The sequence below is a fragment of the Rhodococcus koreensis genome (genome assembly GCF_900105905.1).
GTDB lineage: Bacteria > Actinomycetota > Actinomycetes > Mycobacteriales > Mycobacteriaceae > Rhodococcus_F > Rhodococcus_F koreensis.
Genome location: NZ_FNSV01000002.1, coordinates 142,984 through 162,220 on the forward strand (window position 1 = coordinate 142,984; position 19,237 = coordinate 162,220).

The 19,237-nt window shown below is 67.4% G+C and carries 14 protein-coding genes and 3 pseudogenes; 6 read left to right on the forward strand and 11 right to left on the reverse strand.

Annotation, left to right across the window (positions count from 1 at the left end; genetic code table 11):
• Window positions 1–5 precede the first annotated feature (5 nt).
• The 4 genes from BLV94_RS01480 to rox all read right to left on the reverse strand — a co-directional run bounded on the left by BLV94_RS01480 (window position 6) and on the right by rox (window position 4,323).
• On the reverse strand, window positions 6–1,736 hold the full coding sequence (locus BLV94_RS01480; protein ID WP_074933486.1) for a GAF domain-containing sensor histidine kinase: 1,731 nt from the start codon (window positions 1,734–1,736) through the stop codon (window positions 6–8).
• Window positions 1,737–1,784: 48 nt separating this feature from the next.
• Entirely contained in the window at window positions 1,785–2,432 is a 648-nt protein-coding gene (locus tag BLV94_RS01485) for a response regulator transcription factor (protein WP_072951667.1), read from the reverse strand.
• 68 nt (window positions 2,433–2,500) lie between these two features.
• Entirely contained in the window at window positions 2,501–2,785 is a 285-nt protein-coding gene (locus BLV94_RS01490; protein WP_174705594.1) for a hypothetical protein, read from the reverse strand.
• Between the two features lie 104 nt (window positions 2,786–2,889).
• Entirely contained in the window at window positions 2,890–4,323 is a 1,434-nt protein-coding gene (gene rox / locus BLV94_RS01495; RefSeq protein ID WP_072951671.1) for a rifampin monooxygenase, read from the reverse strand.
• A gap of 267 nt (window positions 4,324–4,590) precedes the next feature.
• Between rox and BLV94_RS01500 the strand changes: the two genes are divergently transcribed.
• Window positions 4,591–4,872, forward strand: coding sequence for a DUF1876 domain-containing protein (locus BLV94_RS01500; protein ID WP_072951674.1), 282 nt, complete (start codon window positions 4,591–4,593; stop codon window positions 4,870–4,872).
• A gap of 23 nt (window positions 4,873–4,895) precedes the next feature.
• Here BLV94_RS01500 and BLV94_RS01505 read toward each other — a convergent pair whose 3' ends face one another.
• The 3 genes from BLV94_RS01505 to BLV94_RS48275 form a co-directional block, all read right to left on the reverse strand.
• Window positions 4,896–5,885, reverse strand: a complete 990-nt coding sequence (locus BLV94_RS01505; RefSeq protein ID WP_072951676.1) for an Acg family FMN-binding oxidoreductase — start codon at window positions 5,883–5,885, stop codon at window positions 4,896–4,898.
• 288 nt (window positions 5,886–6,173) lie between these two features.
• On the reverse strand, window positions 6,174–7,814 hold the full coding sequence (locus tag BLV94_RS01510; protein WP_074933489.1) for an ISAzo13 family transposase: 1,641 nt from the start codon (window positions 7,812–7,814) through the stop codon (window positions 6,174–6,176).
• 292 nt (window positions 7,815–8,106) lie between these two features.
• Window positions 8,107–8,325, reverse strand: coding sequence for a hypothetical protein (locus BLV94_RS48275; protein ID WP_143051297.1), 219 nt, complete (start codon window positions 8,323–8,325; stop codon window positions 8,107–8,109).
• Between the two features lie 477 nt (window positions 8,326–8,802).
• On the opposite strand from BLV94_RS48275, the gene BLV94_RS51940 reads away from it, so the two are divergent.
• The 5 genes and pseudogenes from BLV94_RS51940 to BLV94_RS50190 all read left to right on the forward strand — a co-directional run bounded on the left by BLV94_RS51940 (window position 8,803) and on the right by BLV94_RS50190 (window position 13,354).
• Window positions 8,803–9,168: a monooxygenase family protein gene (locus BLV94_RS51940; protein WP_072947482.1), complete on the forward strand. Its 366-nt coding sequence runs from the start codon at window positions 8,803–8,805 to the stop codon at window positions 9,166–9,168.
• Between the two features lie 120 nt (window positions 9,169–9,288).
• Window positions 9,289–9,954 (forward strand): annotated as a pseudogene (locus tag BLV94_RS47620) (transposase); the annotation flags it as partial.
• A 467-nt stretch (window positions 9,955–10,421) separates the two neighbouring features.
• Window positions 10,422–10,562: a hypothetical protein gene (locus BLV94_RS49205; protein WP_167372092.1), complete on the forward strand. Its 141-nt coding sequence runs from the start codon at window positions 10,422–10,424 to the stop codon at window positions 10,560–10,562.
• Window positions 10,563–12,274: 1,712 nt separating this feature from the next.
• Entirely contained in the window at window positions 12,275–12,934 is a 660-nt protein-coding gene (locus BLV94_RS01540; protein ID WP_072947480.1) for a ScbR family autoregulator-binding transcription factor, read from the forward strand.
• A 141-nt stretch (window positions 12,935–13,075) separates the two neighbouring features.
• Window positions 13,076–13,354 carry a hypothetical protein gene (locus tag BLV94_RS50190; RefSeq protein ID WP_095864205.1) on the forward strand — a complete coding sequence of 93 codons (279 nt, stop codon included), beginning with the start codon at window positions 13,076–13,078 and terminating at the stop codon, window positions 13,352–13,354.
• 688 nt (window positions 13,355–14,042) lie between these two features.
• Here BLV94_RS50190 and BLV94_RS52290 read toward each other — a convergent pair.
• The 4 genes and pseudogenes from BLV94_RS52290 to BLV94_RS01565 all read right to left on the reverse strand — a co-directional run.
• Window positions 14,043–14,489 (reverse strand): annotated as a pseudogene (locus tag BLV94_RS52290) (ATP-binding protein); the annotation flags it as partial.
• An 89-nt stretch (window positions 14,490–14,578) separates the two neighbouring features.
• Window positions 14,579–15,508 (reverse strand): annotated as a pseudogene (locus tag BLV94_RS01555) (Mu transposase domain-containing protein); the annotation flags it as partial.
• Window positions 15,509–15,548: 40 nt separating this feature from the next.
• A complete protein-coding gene (locus BLV94_RS01560; protein WP_011600105.1) occupies window positions 15,549–17,996 on the reverse strand; it encodes a site-specific integrase in 2,448 nt (815 codons plus the stop codon).
• A complete protein-coding gene (locus tag BLV94_RS01565) occupies window positions 17,993–19,213 on the reverse strand; it encodes a tyrosine-type recombinase/integrase (protein WP_011600104.1) in 1,221 nt (406 codons plus the stop codon). The genes BLV94_RS01560 and BLV94_RS01565 overlap by 4 nt, the downstream gene beginning before the upstream one ends.
• Window positions 19,214–19,237 lie beyond the last annotated feature (24 nt).

Sequence of the window (19,237 nt, forward strand, 5' to 3'; positions counted from 1 at the left end):
CGGACTCACGGAAGGGGAGCGGACCACCGGAGCGTGGTTCCACCGCCGAGAGTCGAGTCGACGGCGCAGTGCCCGTTGACTTCCCGCGCCCGGGCGGCCAGATTGTCCAGCCCGCTGGTGGCGACGTTCTCCTCGAATCCCTTGCCGTCGTCCGCGACCTCGATCGCGAGATCGTCGTAGACCGAGATGCTCACCGTCACCGTCTCGGCTCCGGCGTGCCGGACCGCGTTGCTCAACGCCTCACGCAGAACCGCCTCGGCATGCTCGGCGAGCGAGGCGTCGATGACGGACAGTGGCCCCGACATGTGCACCGTCGTGCGCAACCCGGAATCCGCGGTGGTCTCGGCCACGATCTCGTGCAGACGCCGCCGGAACTGCGTCATGCCGCCCGAACCGCCGTGCAGGTCGAAGATGGCCGTGCGGATGTCCCGCACGATGTCGTGCAGGTCGTCGATCGACTGTTCGAGCCGGTCCTTGACGACGGGAGCCTTCGCCCGCTGCAGGGTGCTCTGCAACGACAGGCCGACCGCGAACAGCCGTTGGATGACGTGGTCGTGGAGGTCACGCGCGATCCGGTCGCGATCGGACAGGACGTCGAGCTCACGCATCCGGCGTTGACTGTTGGCCAGCTGCAACGCGACGGCCGCCTGATCCGCGAATCCCGACATCAACGCCAGCTGGTCGTCCGTGAACGGCGCGGCATCGACATGGCGGAGCGTCACCAGCACCCCGGACACCGATTGCGCGGCACGCAGGGGCAGCGCCAGCGCAGGACCGAACCGGGCCCCCGTCTCGAACCCGGGATCGAACGCCAGCGCGGTGACACGAAGCGGGGTCCGCTCCCGGAACGCCTCACCGGACGTCGACCGCTCGACCGGGATCGCCCGGCCGATGATCCGATCCGAGACCGTCCCCGCCGATGCCGTCACCACGAGCTCGGTCACCTCGTCCGACGGGATGTCAGGATCGTCCGGCACCGCGAGAAAGGCACTGTCGGCGGCGGTCAGGGCCAGCGCGTCGTCGGCGATCACCTGCAGCACCTCCGCGGTCTCGCTGCCGGCGAGCAACTCGGTCGCGATCTCCCGTGTCGCCTCCAGCCACGCCTGCCGCGTCCGGGACTCCTCGTACAGGCGGGCGTTCTCGATCGCGATACCGGCGGCCGCCGCCAGCGCGCGGAGAAGCACCTCGTCGTCCTCGGTGAACTGCGCACCGTTGGCCTTCTCCGTGAGATACAGAATCCCGAACACCTCGTCCCGGACCTGAATGGGAACTCCCAGAAAGGTTTTCATCGGCGGATGGTGCGGCGGGAATCCCACCGACACGGGGTGCCGGGACAGGTCCCCCAACCGGACCGGCTTCGGATCCGTGATGAGGAAACCGAGGACGCCGCGACCACGAGGCAGGTCGCCGATCCGCTCCCGCGTCTCCTCGTCGATGCCCTCGTAGACGAACTCGCTCAGCCCCTCGGTCGGAGCGAGCACCCCCAGCGCACCGTACCGGGCGTCGACGAGATCGATCGCCGCGTGCACGATGGTGCGGAGCGTGTTGTCGAGGTCGAGTCCCGACGTGACGGCGAGCATCGCCTCGAGAAGGCCGTCGACGTGATCGCGCGCATCGACGATCTGCGCGATGCGGTCCTGCACCTCGGTCAGGAGCTCACGCAGCCTCAGCTCGGACAGGCTACCGAGCAGGGGCCCCCGGTCGTGTTCGTCCGGTTGACGGGTCACACGACGCATTGTCCCACCCGGTGACCTCACGAGGAGCCGGAACAACCATAGGTCCCGTCAGGTGCCGGGCGGTTTCGACGGCAACTTCGTGGCCAGCACCGCCGCCTGCGTCCTTCGTTCCACACCCAGTTTGGTCAGCAGCCGGGACACGTAATTCTTGACGGTCTTCTCCGCGAGGAACATGCGTGCGGCGATCTGCCGGTTGGTCAGCCCCTCACCGAGCAGGGCGAGCAAGGTCCGCTCCTGATTGGTCAGGTGCGCGAAGATGCCGTCCTTCCCATCGGCGTCCGCACGCACCTTGTCCATCAGAACGCCGGCGGCACGACTGTCGAGCAGCGATTTGCCCGCCCCCACGTCGTGGACCGCCTGAGCCAGCTCCATGCCCCGGATGTCCTTCACGACGTATCCGCTGGCCCCGGCGAGAATCGCGTCGAGCATCGCCTGCTCGTCCGTGAACGACGTCAGGATGAGGCAATGCAACTCCGGCATCAGCGAGTGCAGCTCGCGGCACAGCTCGATTCCGTTGCCGTCGGGCAAACGCACGTCCAGGACGGCGACATCCGGCTTGAGGGCAGGCACCCGCGCCATCGCCTGCGCATACGATGCGGCCTCTCCGACCACCGTCAGAGCGGGATCGGAGGTGAGGAGATCCGCGATCCCTCGCCGGACGACCTCATGGTCGTCCACCAGGAAAACCCTGATCATGGGCACCCTCCAGACCTGGCCGCGTCACCCTCGGAGAATTCAGATTACGCCGGTGAGCACCGGGCCGGTCAGCGCGCGGCCGGACGAAACGGCGCGGATCCGCGACGCCGCGGCCGGTGCGGCATCAACATCGCCGCCGCCAACCCCACGGTCGCGACGAGCGTCGCCGCGGCGCCGACTCCGACGAGGGGAGTCGCGAGCCAGGCACCGAGCAGGACCATCAGGCCCGCGGTCACCGCTCCCGCCACCACCGCAAGCGCGAACCCCGCGGGATGCACGTACAGGAACTCGCCGGGCTCGTCCTCCCGCCGGTGACGATCCTCGCGCGGCGATGCGGTGGAGTGTTCGAACATGGTGTCCTCGTTCCTTCGCCGGCTCCGATGTCGTGCGCCGGCCCTCGTACAACGGTGCGATAACGGCGAGCACAATGACAGGGCCGAAGGTCACACGTCCGTCCTCAGGCGTCGGCGGCGCCGAACCACGTGGGCAGCACCTCGAGCAGATCCCGCTGATCGTCACCGACCCACGCCACGTGACCGTCCGGACGCAGCAACGCCGCGGGCACGTCCAGTTCCTCGCTGACGTCGACGACGTGGTCGATCCGATCCGCCCAGCCCGCCACGGACAGCCGGCCCGTCTGGTCGAGCAGCAGTCCGCGGCCGCCGTGCATCAGCCCGTACAGGCGACCGCGTTTCAGTGCGACGTCCCGCATCCGTCGGCCGAGCAGTGCGTGGCCGGCGCCGAAGTCGTAGCGGACGCCGACCGCGGTGATCTTCTCGATCAGATACCGGTTCACCTCCTCGAAGTCCATCAGCTCCGACAGCAGCCTGCGCACCGCCTGGGGACCCGGCTCGGTGGACATCAACTCCATCTGCGCGCGGGTGTTGTCCAGCACGTCGGCGGCCACCGGGCGCCGTTCGGTCTGGTAGCTGTCCAGCAGCCCGCCCGGGGCCCAGCCGCCGATCTGGGCGGCCAGTTTCCATCCGAGGTTGAACGCGTCCTGGAGGCCGAGGTTGAGGCCCTGCCCACCGGTCGGCGGGTGGATGTGCGCCGCGTCGCCGGCCAGCAGCACACGTCCGGTCCGGTAGCGGTCCGCCAGCCGGGTGGCGTCGCCGAAGCGGGACAGCCAGCGCGCCGAGTGCGCGCCGAAGTCGGTGCCTGCGAGAGCCCGCACCTGCCGCTTGAGTTCGTCCAGGGTCGGCGGGACCATCCGGTCCTCGGCGACCCCGTCGGCGGGCGCGACCAGGCGGTACACCCCGTCCCCGAGGGGCATGGCGCCGAACCGCTTCTGCGTCTTGCGGACCTCGGCCACCACGGCGGCCAGTTCCTCCGGCGGCGCCGTCAGCTCCACCTCCGCCAGCAGCGTCTCGGCCCTCGACGGCTCGCCGGGGAAGCCGACGCCGAGCAGCTTGCGGACCGTGCTGCGGCCACCGTCGCAGCCGACGAGATACCGGGCGCGCAACCGGGTGTCTCCGGACGCGGCCAGTTCGACGCTCACCCCGTCCTCGTCCTGAATCAGCCCGACCAGTTCGCAGCCGCGCCGGATCTCGACACCGAGTTCGGTGGCGTGCTCGGCCAGCAGGCGCTCGGTGACGGTCTGCGGGATGCCGAGGACGTACCCGTGTGCGGTGTCCATCCGGTCGGGCCACGGTGTGTCGATGCCGGCGAAGAAGCCACCGACCTCGTATCGTGTGCCCTCCGCGAGGAAGCGGTCCAGGAGGCCGCGCTGATCCATCAGTTCGATGCTGCGCACGTGCAGGCCGAGCGAGCGGACCACTTTCGTCGGCTCCGGTTCCTTGTCCAGCACGAGCACGTCCACGCCGTGCAGCCGCAACTCGGCGGCGAGCATCAAGCCGGTCGGTCCGCCGCCGGCAACGATCACGTCGATCATGAAAACCCCATTCGACACGGTTGCGTTCGGCCAGCTGCTGCGCTTTCCGCAGGTTCTGGCTTCGAAGGGAGATTCTGCGGCACGACCAGGGTCTTGCCGCAAGGCCCCGGGTGCGCTATACGTTGAAAGGGGCACGGAGCGGACGACTCCCTGCCCTTTCCTATGCCGTTCCGTGATTCTCACGGTTCATTGATCGCCGGCACCGTAGGACACTGGGTAATAGGACCACCTCGGTCCCGCACTCACACCGAACGGAGGCCACCGGACATGAACGAGACGACATGGTTGGTGGAGATCGTCATCGACGAACACGACTCGGACGAAGGCGGCTCCAGAACCCGCGCACAGGCCCGGCTCCGCACCCGTGACACCCGCACGTTCGTCGGGTCCGGACTCGCCCGCCGAAACCCCGACGACACCGAAATCCCCGAGATCGGAGAGGAACTGGCCACCGCACGCGCGTTGTCCGACCTCGCCCACCAACTGATCGAGGCCACCGCGGCCGACGTGGAGACGGCCACGCACAGCCGCGTCCATCTCACCGGATAATTGCCCTCGCCGACGCGCGCCCGTCAGCGGGGGATACGACGCCGGCCGACCGAGAAGACCGATTCGACCGGCCGTCTCGGAGTCTGCCGCGGCGCCGACTTCTTCTCGGTGGTGCCCACCCTGATCAGCGCCTGCGGGAACCCGCGGTCGGGAAGCAGTTCGCGGATGATCTCCCGGCCCTGGCGGAGTTCGGTCATGTGGGTCAGCGGACACGTCGACAATCCGCCGACGGTGGCCTCCAGCAGCACCGCAGACAGCGCCTCACCGGCGCGGAGCCACTCACCGCGACCGTCGGTGGCGGTGCTCAACACCAGCACCGTCGAGCGGTCCGTCTCCGTGGTCGCGCCGGCGTCCCGGCCGGCGGGGAAGCGGCGCCCGATGTCGACGCGGTCCCGGTTGTCCGCGGTGGCCAGCGCCTCGGCGGGGATTCCGCCTTGCGCGGTGGAATGACCGGCCCACCAGTGCAGCTCGGCCTGATAGGCGGAGTCGTATTTCCTCGCGGCCGCGGTCGTTTCGGTTGCCCTCGCGAGTGCCGGACGCGCCTCCTGCCTCAGCACGGTCAGGTGGACGTCCTGGCGGCGCACCACGTCGTCCAACGCGGCGGGCAGCGGCGTCTTCACGCTGACGGGACCGAAGGGCCTGCGGTCGGAGTGCCGGTGCCGGATCGCCGCGAGCAGATCGAAGTCGTGCGACTGCGGCCGGGCGTCGTGACGGAACCGAATCGTCGCCAGGTGACCGGAGCGGGGCCCGTCCGGGACACGCTGGACGTCCGCCGCCCATCTGAGTGCGGTCAGCGCCGTCTGAAGATGATTCAGCGCCGCACCACAACTGACGACCAACTGCCGGCCCGTCGGGTCGGTCGACGCCAGGACGCGGCCGTGTTCGGTGTAGAGGTCGAGTTGGCCGTCGGCGTACGTCCACTGCCACGGCTGGCTGTTGTGCACTGACGGCGCCCGGCAGGCAAGGTCCACGGCAATGCGAACAACGTTCTCATCGGGAATGGTACTGTTCACGATCGCCTCCTCGGTGAATCGCGTTCCGCCCCCACCCGGCGCGGAACGCCGATGCCTGTATCCCAGTGTTCGCCGTCCATCGGCGCGAGATAAGGGCCGATGGTCACCGCCCGGGCGATGATTCACGTGCGGGTCGGGCACCCCATTTCGTCACAGTGACGAAATATGAGGTCGAGCCGGGGGCGGGGGACACTGAACGTTCATTCGGAACGGCGGGTGTCCGGGCCACTCCGGGGGTCGACGCCGAATTGGCCTTAGGGCGTGCAGATAAATAACACGCAATACTGGCTAGATTGCGGCGTGTCTGCTTGCGTTGGCCGCGAATTCTCTTATGTCGGTTGCGGTGTCGAGTTTAATGCCTGTGGGTTCGGTTGTGTGGCCGACCAGGTCGAGTAGGGGCCGGGTCTGCTTGACGGCGTTGCGGATGGCTGTAGCGCTGAGTCCGGTCAGCTCGGCGAGGACGGTGGCGGGTGTGGAGAATCGCTGTTGTTGCAGGGTGAGGGCGGTGCGGTCGGCGAGGGTGAGTGCGGGTTTGCGTCCGTTGGTTCGGGTGGGGTTGGGGTGTTGCGCCCGATGGACAGGGGTGAGTTCGTCGATGAGTTGGGTCCATCGGGTCGGTGTCAGTCCGGTCAGTTCGGCGGCGTGTAGCCACTGCAGGTCGGGTCGCTGGGGCGGTGTGGCGGGTTCGCTGTGGGTGGTGGGCTCGGCGGGGAGCGAGTCGATGGGAGTGGGATGCAGTGTGTAGTTCCAGTCGCCGTGCCATTCGTGGCGAGTGATCGGGATGGCGGCCAGTTGCTGGTCGCTGATTTTGATGCCGATCGGATAGGTGCCGGTGTCGAGTTGCGCGTGTACGCGTAGTCCGGTGCGGGTGGTGGTCGCCGCGATCGTGTTGATGATGACGTCATGGCTGGTCAGGGGTCTGCCACGCCAGTTCATGGAGATGTGGGAGAACAGGCGGTGCTCGATGGCGTTCCATTTGGAGGTGCCGGGCGGAAAGTGGCAGACCGTGATGGCGAGGCCGGTTTCGGCGGCGAGTGCGGAGAGTTCGGTTTTCCACGCCCTGGTGCGGGAACTGTTGGAGCCGCCGGAGTCCGCGGTGACCAACAGTCTCGTGGCGTCGGGGTAGTTCACGGCACCGACACCGCGCCACCAGCGGCGCAGCGATTCCACGGCGAAGGCGGCGGTGTCGTGGTCGGTGCCGACGTTGACCCAACCCGCGTTTTCGGACAAATCGTAGATCCCGTAGGGCGCGACCTTGCCCAGCTCGCCGGGGAAGTCGTGGGTGTCGACCCGTTCCGGTTCACCCTTCGGCTGAAATTCGGCACCGTTGTTCTTGTACGGTCCGACCAATTCCTTTTTCTTCGTATCGACGCTGACCACCGGCTGCCCACCACCCTGATGGTCTTTGACCTGCTCGTTGATGTAATTGAACTGGGCGTCGCGGTCGGGGCTCTGCTTGCCCTCCAGGGTTTTGGCGTTGGATTGCAAGCTGAAACCCTCCTGCCGCAGCAGGTCCCCGACGACATCCGCGCCGACTTTGTGTCCTTGACCGGTCAACGTGTCCGCGAGGTTGTACGTCGACTTCGCGGTCCACCGCAGCGGCGACATCGGATCGCCCCGCTGGTCCGGTTTCACCAACGCCAACAACGCCGGAACCAGGCCGGGGTCGACCTCGGCCGCTCGTTTGCGGCCACCACCCGCCCGGCGCACCCGCCCCAGCGGAGCCTGCCCGGACTCCAACTCCGTCACCCCCGCCGACACCGTCGCCTCCCGCACCCCCGCCGCCCGTGCCACGGCCCGACCCCCGCCGCGCCCCAACATCCGAGCCTCCGCGCCCAACACCAGCCGACGCTGCCGCTCATCCAAATGCGGCAACACCACCGCGAACTTCGCCGCCAGATCCTCCACAGTCACAACGAAATCGCCCATACCACAATATAGTCCGAAAACACCGAATGTTACGATTTAATTCTCTGCATGCCCTTACCGGCCCGGCGCAGCACATCCGGCGGCGTGAATACTATTCAGCACGCGCGAACGAACGCATCGCGCCGCGACGTTCGACAACGACACACCGAACCGGCGGGTACGAGAGCGAGGGGCGACGGCCGAGGATGCCGGCGGGCGCAGGACCGGCTGGGTGAAGAGGAGCGAGCCAAATCCAGGTCTCTGAACTGCGGCGATAGGACGCCACCTTTGCCGATGGTCGGCAGTGTGACATTTACGCTGGTGAAGTCAGCAGTACTCTCTGGCGTGCCTGCCACGTCATACCCACTCGTGCTTTGTTGTCGAACGTCCGCACCGCCCCCTCGCCGACGCGCGCAGCCGACCCGAAATACGTGCGGCTGCCCTCCGGTCCGGCGGCGGCGCTGCACCCGGCCACGGTCACACAGACCGCGAGTATCAGTCCCACGGCGCGGCGCAAACGGTGATCTCGCATGTTCTGGCCCCTTTTTCCGAGGTTGGTGTCGGATGCGACACGCCGAGATGCGCTTGGCCCTTGCCGTGTCGGCGTGAGCGATTCCGGGCCGGCGCGGCGCTGCGGCACCGGCGTGACTGCGATTGCCGTGCCCGTCGCGCCCGTGTCGGCATGACTGGTGATTACCGCCAGTGTCAGCCTTGGGCCGGGCCGGAAACCATCCCACACTCGGGGGGATATCGGGACCACGGTCTGCCGTCGCATACTCACTACAGGACCGGACGGAAGCAGCCCACTCTCAGCTCGGGTCCACGCATTCACCGGAGGGCACATGCCCCACCACGGCCTGAACCGTGGGAGCCCCCTTTTCGTCGCCGGGACCTCGGGATGGCGGGGAACACCCGATCGCTTCGCCACACAACGCGGGCGGAGACGATCCCGAACCGGCAACGCACCCGCGACCGACCATGTCGCTCGCACCCGCGAGAGGTACCGCCCATGGCCGACATCCACCGCGGCCGCTTCACGGCCGACGTTTCCGTCCTCGGCGACGAGATTGTCGTGTACCTGATCGGAGCGCGAATCAACAAGCCCTGGAAGTTCCGGACCTGGTGGCCGGTCTTCGCCGCGATGCCGAAGATACTGACATACTTGCCCACCCGGAGAACGGGTTGTTGGGATACGAGCAGGCCCTTTTGCCGTCGCCGATCATCGTGCAGTACTGGCGTTCGTTCGAAGACCCGACCCGCTTCGCGACATGACTTGGCCGCCGTCCGGATCGGACGCACTGCCACCGAGCCAAGCCACCATCCTGACACCGCGCTACCGGACACCGTTCGAGGGGTTGTTGACCCCGCTCGGTAAGAACTGCGGCGGACCGTGGAGGTCGGCACGATGGAAGATGCCATCGCGGGCAGTCTGAGGTGGCCCCTGGGAGTGGACACCCCGGACAATGGTTCCAGGAGAGCCAGGAGGGATGTCGAGGTGGGACGCCAGTCTCTGTACACGGAGGAATTCCGGAAAGACGCGGTCGCGCTGTACCGCGCGGCCGACGGCAAACGCACGTACGCGGCGGTGGCCGCGGATGTGGGCATCAGCGGCGAGACGCTACGGACGTGGGTCCGTAAGGACACCGCCCGGAACGGGCGGTCGCAGGACCGCAGTACCGGCGCCGACGGGACCGAGGCGGACGAGCTCGCGCGGCTGCGCGCGGAGAATGCTCGGCTGCGCGGTGCGGAGAAGGAATGGCAGCTCGAACGCGAGATTCTGCGTCGGGCAGCAGCGTATTTCGCCAAGGAGGTGAAGTGAAGACCCGCCGCTGGGACTTCATCTCCGCTCATCGCGCCAAGTTCGGCGTGCAGCGGCTGTGCCGGGTGCTCGGGACCTCCCGCTCCGGCTACTACAAGCACCCGGCCACCGAGCCGGCCCGGGTCGAGCGCCAGGCCGAGGAGGCCACGACGGTCGCCGAGATCCGCGCCACCGATGCCGAGCACCGCAGCGCCTACGGCGGCCCCGCGCGCGCAGGCCGAACTCCGGTCCCGCGGACGCAGGATCAACCGCAAGCGGGTGACCCGGCTGACGCGGATCCACCACGTCGTCGGCCGGCACCTGCGCCGCACCAAGCGCACGACCATCGCGGACCAGCGTGCACAGAAGTAGGCGAAGGGGATGGGGGAGGAGTGACTCGCCTCGTGGGTGACGCGTCAGCCGAGGGTCGCCGCGTCGAAGGGCCCATGGGGCGGCGGCACCGGTTTATGTGTGGTTTAGCGGCCAAGCGCAGCCCCCGCCAACGATGTACATCAGCTGGCAGGGGCGCTACACGGACAACCTGCACGTCGTAACGAGCAGCGCATCACTGATCTTCGTGAGCCGGAGCCTGGAAGTCCAGAGAGTGTGATCCACGCCATTGCACTATTTTCGCATCACTCAATAACCGACCAGTAAGTGTGATCTCGAGTGGTCTTGTGCTGTGCCCAGACCCAATCCTTCGGACCCGATTTCGGGTATGGGTGTACGTAGTTCGGCCGATGTGCAGGTGTCGACGTCGGTCCAAGGTAACTGGTACGCCGCCGTCGACGTGGCAATCGAGAATATCTGCACGTGAGAGAAGAGTTGTCATGGCACGAAATACCGAGAGCATGGGTGCAACTGTGCTGAATACGTTGCGGGTCGGTGTGGTTGGCACTGTTCTGTACGCCGGTCTGATCATGGGCGTCGTTGTGGTGGCGGTGTGGAAGTTCCCGATGCCCGGCGTGTAGGCCCGCGGCGTCTGTGGTCCTGCGCCGGCGCCTGGCGTTGCAGAGTGAAACACGTGGTGGCAGTTCGGGGATAGAGCGACAGGGGCGTGGTTCTGCCCGTGGCTCAGCGTGGCCGGCAAATCAGCGCGCGATACCCGTGACGGGCCCTGATGCTGTGGAAGGGACGATGATGTTCGGGACGGGCGTAGCTCTCATGGTTGGTCTGCTGGTGGTGGCGCTTCTGGTGGTGCCCGTCTCGTTTGGTCTGGCGGCACGAGCGGACGCGAAGGTCCGCCGCCCTGCGGAGTCCCGGGCATCGTATCCGAATCCGGTGGGCGGTCGCTGTTGCGGATGTAAAAGTGCGGTGTGATCGGTGGCGGCAGTTGGCAACCCGAGCGTGGCTGATCTGCGGCGGCGCCTCGCTGGTCGCAGTAGCGGTCGTGGGTGCACTGATCTGTGTCGGGTGACGGTGACGGCATGTGCCGAAAGTGTGCAATTTTGGCGGTTCGCACCTGCCGCCGGGGGCCGGCTGCACAAACGAAATTGCCCCCGCGCGGATAGAGTATCACCGGAACATGAAACTATCTCGGCCCCAATGGTATACGCGCGTCAGTGGTCGCCCGAGATGCGATGGCATCCAGGTGAGCCGAAGCGACCCGGTCGGAGTATCGTCCGCTCCGACCGAGCCTCGCCGGGACATGTAACAGGTACCCGCCACGTCAATCCTGACCGCGCTCGTCACGCAGTGTGCGTCCGTGAGGCGACCCGCTCCGTTGGAGCGGCGGGGGTTCCGCGTCGGTGTACCTGGATGATTGGCGTCGCTGATGTCTCCTCGGACGTTTGCTGGGTGTGAGGATTTCGACCGGATCTACAGGAAGGCATATCGTCTGGCGGCAAGGGACGTTTTCGGCGGCGCAGTGCATCAATCCCTGCTAGCCAGTGGGGGTTTGGCGGCCGCGGTATCCGTTTGTTCACCCGCTGCTTCGTGTTCCGGTGCGAGGAAATGGTAGATCCGCCGTCTGTCCCGGTGTCCTAAGTGTGATCCACGCCACATGGATTTCTCGGGTTGTCCGATACACGGCTGGCGGCCGTCGGCGCAGAATCGCCGATTCGAAATGACGCATTCAAGTGTGGGCGTTGGTTCTAACGGGGCGGATTTGGTGCCTGACCGATCGATTTGGCCGGCAGCGATCCCCGAACTCCGCTCGTCCGGACGTAGAGAGATGGTCGGCGTGTGGTGCACGGCGCCCGGTGGTGGGTGCGGGTGTTTGAGGTCGGACTGGTTGGTATGGACCTCGTGTCAGTGCGGTGTGGTGCGGTGTGGTGCGGTTGAATGGGTGGTATGGGGTCGCCTGTGGGTGAGCAGCTGTGGCAGACGTTGTCCGATTCCGGGTTGGCGTTGGTGTGTGTGTCCTTGGGCCGCAGTGCCGGTGGGCGGATCTGCTCTTGCCCGGGGATACGTCGGTGGGGAGTTGACGAGATCGCCGGGCAGTGCCGCGACCACCGATGACGACACGTGGGAGCTGCGACGCCCCGAGAGGGCGGGCGGAGTTCACCGAAAAAGCGCCCCGGTGGTCTGTTTTCGTGTGAGCCGGTGTCGGCGCCCGCGCGTGTGGACGCGGGTTTTTCCTGAGGTGAGGCGCACCGGTGCCGGTGGTAGCGTCGCGCAGGCTGCAGGGGTGCGAGCGAAAGGTACCGGGCTGCAGTGGCGAATGGCACGGAAGGTGCGGTAGATGGTTCAACAGCAACGGGCGGCGGTGACCCGCGCGCAGATCGTCCGCGGGGCGGCGGAAATGTTCGACAGGTCCGGGTTCGAGGGTGCCAGTCTCGTCGAGATCCTCGAGGCGGCGGGCATGACGAAGGGGGCGTTGTATTTTCATTTCCGGTCCAAGAAGGATTTGGCCCGGCACATCATCGCCGAGCAGCACCGGATCTCGATCTCCGCGGTGCAGGCGATCGCCGCGCAGGAGGCGTCGGCGATCGAGCAGATCGTGATGCTGTGTCATGAGATGGCCCGGCAGATCGTGCAGGACCCGATTGTGCGGGCCGGGATCCGCATCACCCTCGAGCTCAGCGCCGACGACCGTGGCCCCGCGGGCCCGTATCTGGATTGGATCGCCGCCTGTCAAGGGTTGGCGGCCCGTGCGGTCGCCGAGGGCGATCTTGTCGAGACCATCGACCCGCCGACGTTCGCGCGGTTCGTCATCGGCGCGTTCACCGGGGTCCAGACCGTGTCCCAGGTTCTGACCCATCGCGTGGATCTCGAGCAGCGGGTCGACGAGATGTGGGGGTTCCTGCTGCCGGGGATTATGCCGACCACCCGGCACTCCGGCATGATGCGGATCCGGGCGGCCCGCACCGACGTTCCCGTCACCCGGACCGCCCGACCGTAAGGATTAGTGCGCTCAACCTACCGGGACGATCGCGCATGCTTGCTGCAGACCGATAAGTGCGCCATCCGCACTCCGCCGGCGACGCGATCGGAACAACGATGGGATGATCGCCGGGGCCGGTGTTCGTGCAGGTCCGCTCGCGTGCCGGGTGCCGGGTGCCGGGTGCTGGTCCGCGGGAGCGCCGCGGCCGATGTCATCGGGGAGATCATCGAGGACAACGCGGCAGTGAGCCGGACCGGGGGTGGTGGTCACCAGTGGGCGCCGGTGCATCGGTGGGCGGTCGCGGTCGATGATGGGCGGCTGGTCTTTGCCGACACCGAGGTCTTGACCATAGATCCGAGTTCCACCACCCCATCGCGGACTCGGACCGCGATGTGCCCTCTTCTCGGTGCGGGGCCGGATTTCACTCTTGCTGGTTGACCGCAAATTTGTCGTTGCGGAATTGTTATCTGGCCGGTATAAATATTCACATCGTGTGCTGTGTGTCACGATTCTCTGAACAATCGAACTGGAGTTGCAACGATGGACCTCGCTTTCTTGGCCGACTTTTTCTCGAACGTCTCCACTCTTCTCGGCGTTCTCGATTTCTTCTCGGGTTCTGCTGGGTCGCTCAGCGGCTAGTAACGCTGGCCAGTAACTGAACTGGCTCTGTGGCGGCAGAGAGGGGGCCCGTCCTTTACCTGCGGACCCCTCTCGCTGTACTTGGATCTTCCGGTCGTGTCTGCGCCGCGTCGGTTCCTCACTGGCAGTGCCCTGAATGTCATTTTCCGCGTGGATGGTCTGACAGTTCAAGATCATTTGCTGGTCTGGATGCTGACCTATCTCGATTCGGTAACTCGAAACTTTGAGAGCCGAATTATGTGTGTCGTCGAGTTGGGGAAACAAGAGTCCGCCCCCAGCGGGAGGTGCATCTCGGCGCGTGGCTGCTCGCCAAAAGGTGTCGCGACGCCGATCGCGGCGGCCTCACGCCCGACGTAGCGACCCGTGCCCTCGTGGCGGCGAAGGGTCTCGCGGTCACGATCGACAAGGTCGCCGAACTCGACCACGCCTCGCAGGCGGCCAACGCCCACGTCCGGGCGCGCCGACGATGGAAATCGGCTCCCACACGAAGGAATGCTAGGTCTTCGAGGGTGAACCACAACACCTTTCGTCCGTGTTCGACGGCGTGTTGGCCGAGGGCCTCGAGGAAGAATGTCTTGCCCGTGCCGGACGGGCCGCAGACCACGAGGTTCTCCCGCCGGTCGATCCATTCCAGGGTCCGTAGCGCCTGCTGGGTCGGCGCCGGGATGGACGACAGTTCCGGTTTCCACGCGTCGAAGGTCTTGCCGGTGGGAAACGCCGCGGCGGCGCGGCGGGTGGCCAGCGCCGAGCGTTCCCGCCCGGCGGCCTCCTCGGTGAGCAACGCCTTGAGGACCTCGGCCGGTTCCCACCGTTGGGCGCGGGCGGTGGCCAGCACGTCGGGGGCGGCGCGGCGGATGTGCGGCAGCCGCAGCCGGTGCAGCAGTGTTTCCAGGTCGGCCGGCAACGGCGGCGCCGACGGTGGTGCAGTGCTCACGAGAACAACCTTCCTGTGGTCGGTGTTTGCATGACGTTCTGATGCTGTTGCAGCACAGTGGATTTAGATAGCCCTGCGTGTGGTCGGCGTTAGGGTTCGGTGTCGCCGGTGTCGCCGGTGCCGTCGGGGTCGGCGAGTTCGGTCAGGATCGGGGCAGCGCCGAACCGGGCCCACCCGGCGGTGCCCTGGGCCAGGGACCGCGATTCGTCGGCGCGGTGGGTGGTGTCCGAGGCGGCGCCGGTGGGGTGGGCGTCGAGGATCGCCATCAGGTCGCCTTCGGCGAAGCGGCCGTAGGCGGCGGCGTGTCCGAGCGCCCAGTCGACCCGTTCGGCGCCGAGCAGCTTGGCCAGGGTGACCGCGTTGCCCATCTTCACGCGGATCTTCCCGGTGCCGGCCTCGGCGGCCTCACACAACCACAGCCGGGCACCGGCACCGATGTCGCAGAAGGCGCGTTCGGCGTCGGTCCGTGGGATCGGGTGACGGTCGAGGACCCCGGCAGGAGGCGGCGGGAAGTGCTCGTCGCAGATCTGCGGGGAGCCGGGGCGGGCCCGCCGGTGACGGGCGACCTCGACCGGGCCACCCTCGCCGTGGTGGACGAAGACGATCCGCTCGGAGACACCGGCGCCGTGCGCGCGGACCCACACCGTCTGCCCGCGCAGGGTGTGCGGCACCGAGTACTGGCCGTTCTCGAAGGACACCATCGGTGTGTTGTCCGGGACCGTGCGGGTCACACCCCAGGTCGCGGTGTGCGGGGCGGCCGGGACCGGGTGCAGGTGAAGCCGTTCTTCGGCGAGCATCTCCGCCGGGATGCGGCGGGTGGTGCGGTGGATGCGGGTGTTGACCTGGTGGCAGAACTGCGTGCAGGCGGCCTCGAGGTCGTCGAAACTGTCGTACTGGGCGGCGAGATTGTGGTCGGTGGGCACCAGGTCGGCCTTGGCGAGTTTGACGGTGTTCTCCACCCCGCCCTTGGTGGCCGGGTCGGCGGGCAGGCAGGTCTTGACGACCAGGCCGTATTCTCTGAACTTGACGGGGACGGCTAGTTGGCCGTCTCGCCCTGAGTCAGGAATCCTTGGGGAGGGTCGGGTTTCCGAGTTCGACGGTCCCGGTGTTGAGGGTGCGTTTGTCGATTTGGGCGAGTTTGTCTTCGGCGGCGGCGAGGCTGACTTGGAGTCCTTCGACTTCGCCGAGCCAGCCTTCGCGGTTGGCTTCGGTGATCCGGGCGGCGAGGTTGTCGCGGATCTCGGCCAGGCGGGGTCTTTGGTCGGGATCGGGCCAGAGCAGTGAACATCTGACGCAGGCGTGCTCGTGAATGCACGCCGATCCGAAGGCCCGGCCGCAGGTTCCGATGGAGACCTTGCGTCGCTCGAAGTGACCGAGGAATTCCTGCCATTCCTTGTCGGTGGGGACGCGGTATTCGTCGGTGGGGCGCAGTGCCCGCCGCCGGGCGAGGAAGGCCAGGTGGGATTGGATGGCCTCGTCGGGATAGACCGCCTTGTAGCCGAGGGTGACGTTGATGTCGCGGTGGCCTGCGATAATCTGGGCGATGTGTGGTGGCAGCCCGTTGAGGATGGCGTCGGTGATGAACATCCTTCGAAAATCGTGGGGAGTGAACCGGATTGGGTCACCGGTAGTGGGGTCGTCCAGGCCGGTGTGGGCGAGAGCCGCGGTGAGCATGTCACGAATGGTGCTGGCGCTGATCGCTCGGTGTTCGTAGCCGTAGCGGCGCTGGAACAGCAGCGGCAGTGGCGGCGACCAGGCGCGTTCCCTGTCGTCGTAGGCGCAGACGAGCGGGACCGCGCCGGTGGTGCCGCGGACCCGGCAGATGATCGCGGAGAGCACGTCGGCGAGTTCGGGGCTGACCACCAGCAGTCGTTCGGTGTCGGTCTTGGACGGGGCGATCTGCAGCAGCGGCACCACCTCTCCGGTGGTGGGAAGCCGGTATTGGACCAGGCTGTGGTGGGACAGTTCGGAGAGTTCCTCGATGCGGATGCCGGTGGCCCGCAGCACTTCCACGGCGGCGAACGTCCAGAACGCGTGCTCTTCCTCCCGGCCGAGGTCCCGGCGTTCGCCGTTCGCCGAATCCTGCGCCCAGATCTTGGCGGCCGCCGAGCGTGTCGGGGCGAGGCGGATCAGCGTCTGCCCGGCGGCGGTGAAGGCCTCGCCGGGCTGGGTTCGGCGGGCCTCGTCGAGTATCGCCGCGGCGTCCTTGCGTCGCTGGTCAACGCTGCGGACCAGGACCGGCAGGACGGGCAGCCGCTCCCGGGTCCGGGCGTCCATGCGGGACTTGCGGTGACGCTTGTCTTTTCGCCTGTTGATCTCCTCGCTCCCGACCGGACACGGGGCGACCCACGGTCCCCAGCGGGCCGGGTCCTCGACGGCCCAGTGGGCCAGGTCGAGATAGAACGCTCGGACCGGGGTCAGGCATTCGCGGTAGTTGATCCGCGCGGCGGTGGTCTGCACCTTCTTCCCGTCGGGTGTCCGGATCGTCTTGGGGACGGTGCGCAGCCGTTGCTTCCAGGCGTCGGCGACCGCCGCGGACAGGTGGAGGCTGTCGATGCCCGGATGGTGACGCTCGAGGTCGGCCCAGAACAGGCCACCGAGATAGCCGGCGAGTGAGTGCAGGCTGGTGTAGTCCAGAACAGGCTGGCGTTCGCGCAGGTAATCGACCAGCAGATCCCGGATCGGACGGCAGGCCAGCCCGTAGCGGTCGATCATCTCCTCCGGCGTGCGCTGCCCGGCAGTGCGCAGCTCCCTCAGCGTCGCCGGTGCGTTCTCCGCGAAGACCCCCATAGTGCGCAGGGTCCGGTAGAACAGGTGGGTGGCACCGACCGAGGTTCCGCGGGCGTCGGCCTCTGCCTCGAGCAGCTCGAGGACATCGCCGGTGGTGACATCGGCCAGGGTGCCGCCCTTGGCGGCGAGTATCAGTGCGGCGCGGTAGGCGGTGCGAGTCGCCGCCGCCGGGGACACGTCCGGATCGGCCGAGCATAGCGCTCGCAGCCGCGCGAACCCCTCAGCATCACGGCACTGAGCCAGGACGTTGACCAGAGATCCGCCCCGGAAGCTGGCGGTGACCAGCCATGTCAACGACGGCCGGATGAGGTCGGCGGCCACCGCCGTATATAGCGCCCGAAAGAAGCAGTCGTGCAGCCAACCGGCAGGGTGGCCGTGATCGCGCAGCCATGCAATCGGGATATGCCGCCAGGACCGACCGTCGGCGTCGGCGCCGCTCGCCCGCCACCGGTCCTGCCAGGTTCGGCCCGGCTGCTCTGCCAACCAGTCCAGCAGCAGGCCCACCCCGGTCTTGTAGGCGTTCGGGTGTCGCTTGCCGGGCCTGTCCGGCGCGAACGGCGCACGCGTCAGCCGCGCCCAGACGGCGTCACGATCCTGTCGGATCGTCGGCCAGTCCGCCGCTGGGGGCCGGGCCGACGGGCGCAGCCGGGCCGACGGGCCGGCTGCCGTCCGCCCAGCCGAAACATCCCGGGGTTCTTCGACGCTCATGGTGGTCATCCGGCGCCGCCGAACAACACTTGCAGTGTCTCCGGCCGATAGCCAGGAGCGGGTGGCGGGGCCGCCCGCTCGGCCGCCTTCCGGTTCTGCTGCGCGTGGTGAGCCAGAATCCGCCGGATCACGTCTTGCTTGCGGGGCGTCAGATAGCGCTGGGTCGTCGTCAGCAGCGCGTGCCCGAGGACGAACTGCACATCGGTCAGCGGCAGTTCGGGGTCCTCGGCCATCCGATAGGCGGCGGTGTGACGCAGCGCGTGCAAGGTGACCGTGCTTCCCGCTGCGTCGACCGCCCGCTCGAACATGCGGTGCACCGCATGATAAGTCAACGGACGCACCGGGGTTCGAGACGTCCACCACAGCGGCTGCCGCCGCCCCTTGAGTGTCAGGCCGGCCATCTCCACCTGGTAGAGCCGCAGCCACACGAACGCATCGGTGGACGCCGGCAGCTCCTGCGCCTCCCGGCTGCCCTTGCGGATCACCGTGATCAGCTGCCGGCCGGGGTCGACACCGCCTTGCGTGACCGACAACAGCTCCGAGGCCCGCGCACCGGTGGAAACGTAGAAGGCGACCAATGCCCGATCCCTGTTCGAGGGAAGCCGGGCGAAGATCTCGTTGAACTCCGCGTCCGAGACGCTGCGGGGAATCCGGTCGGGCACCACCGGTCGATACCTACCCGTCCGCTCGTTGCGGTGCGGCTCCATCGGATTGTGATGGGCGTGCGCTCGTCGGCCCCGCCGCGACCGGTCCAGCGGGAACGGATTCACCAGCGGTCCGCTGCCCGCATCCAGGTGAAACTCGTAGAATCCGCGCAGCACCGTCTCCGAGTGCGCACGCACCGACGGCGCGTAAGCATCCCGACTCGACGACGGGTCAGGCACCTCCTGCGGTCTGCGCCAATGCGGGCGAGACGGCTTGCCCGCCACAAGCATCCAGCGGCAGAAATCGCGGGCCTGGGCCCGCGTCGCCCGGTTCCACGAAACCTCGATCGCCCACAGGAACCGGAACCACCGCAGCAGATCCATGCCATAGGAGCGGATCGTTGCCTCGGATCGGTCGGCCGCCTGCAGATCACGGAAGTAGGCCGACACCGCCTCCACCGCCGCCCCGGACGGATCGATCAGTCGGAACGGCAACCACGGGTCACCGGTCTCCTCCAGCGAACCGACCAACGGCACCGCCAGCGCCGCCAGATCCCGTGGCCGCTCCTCGTCTTCGTTCACAATCCGGACATTACCGAGCGATCC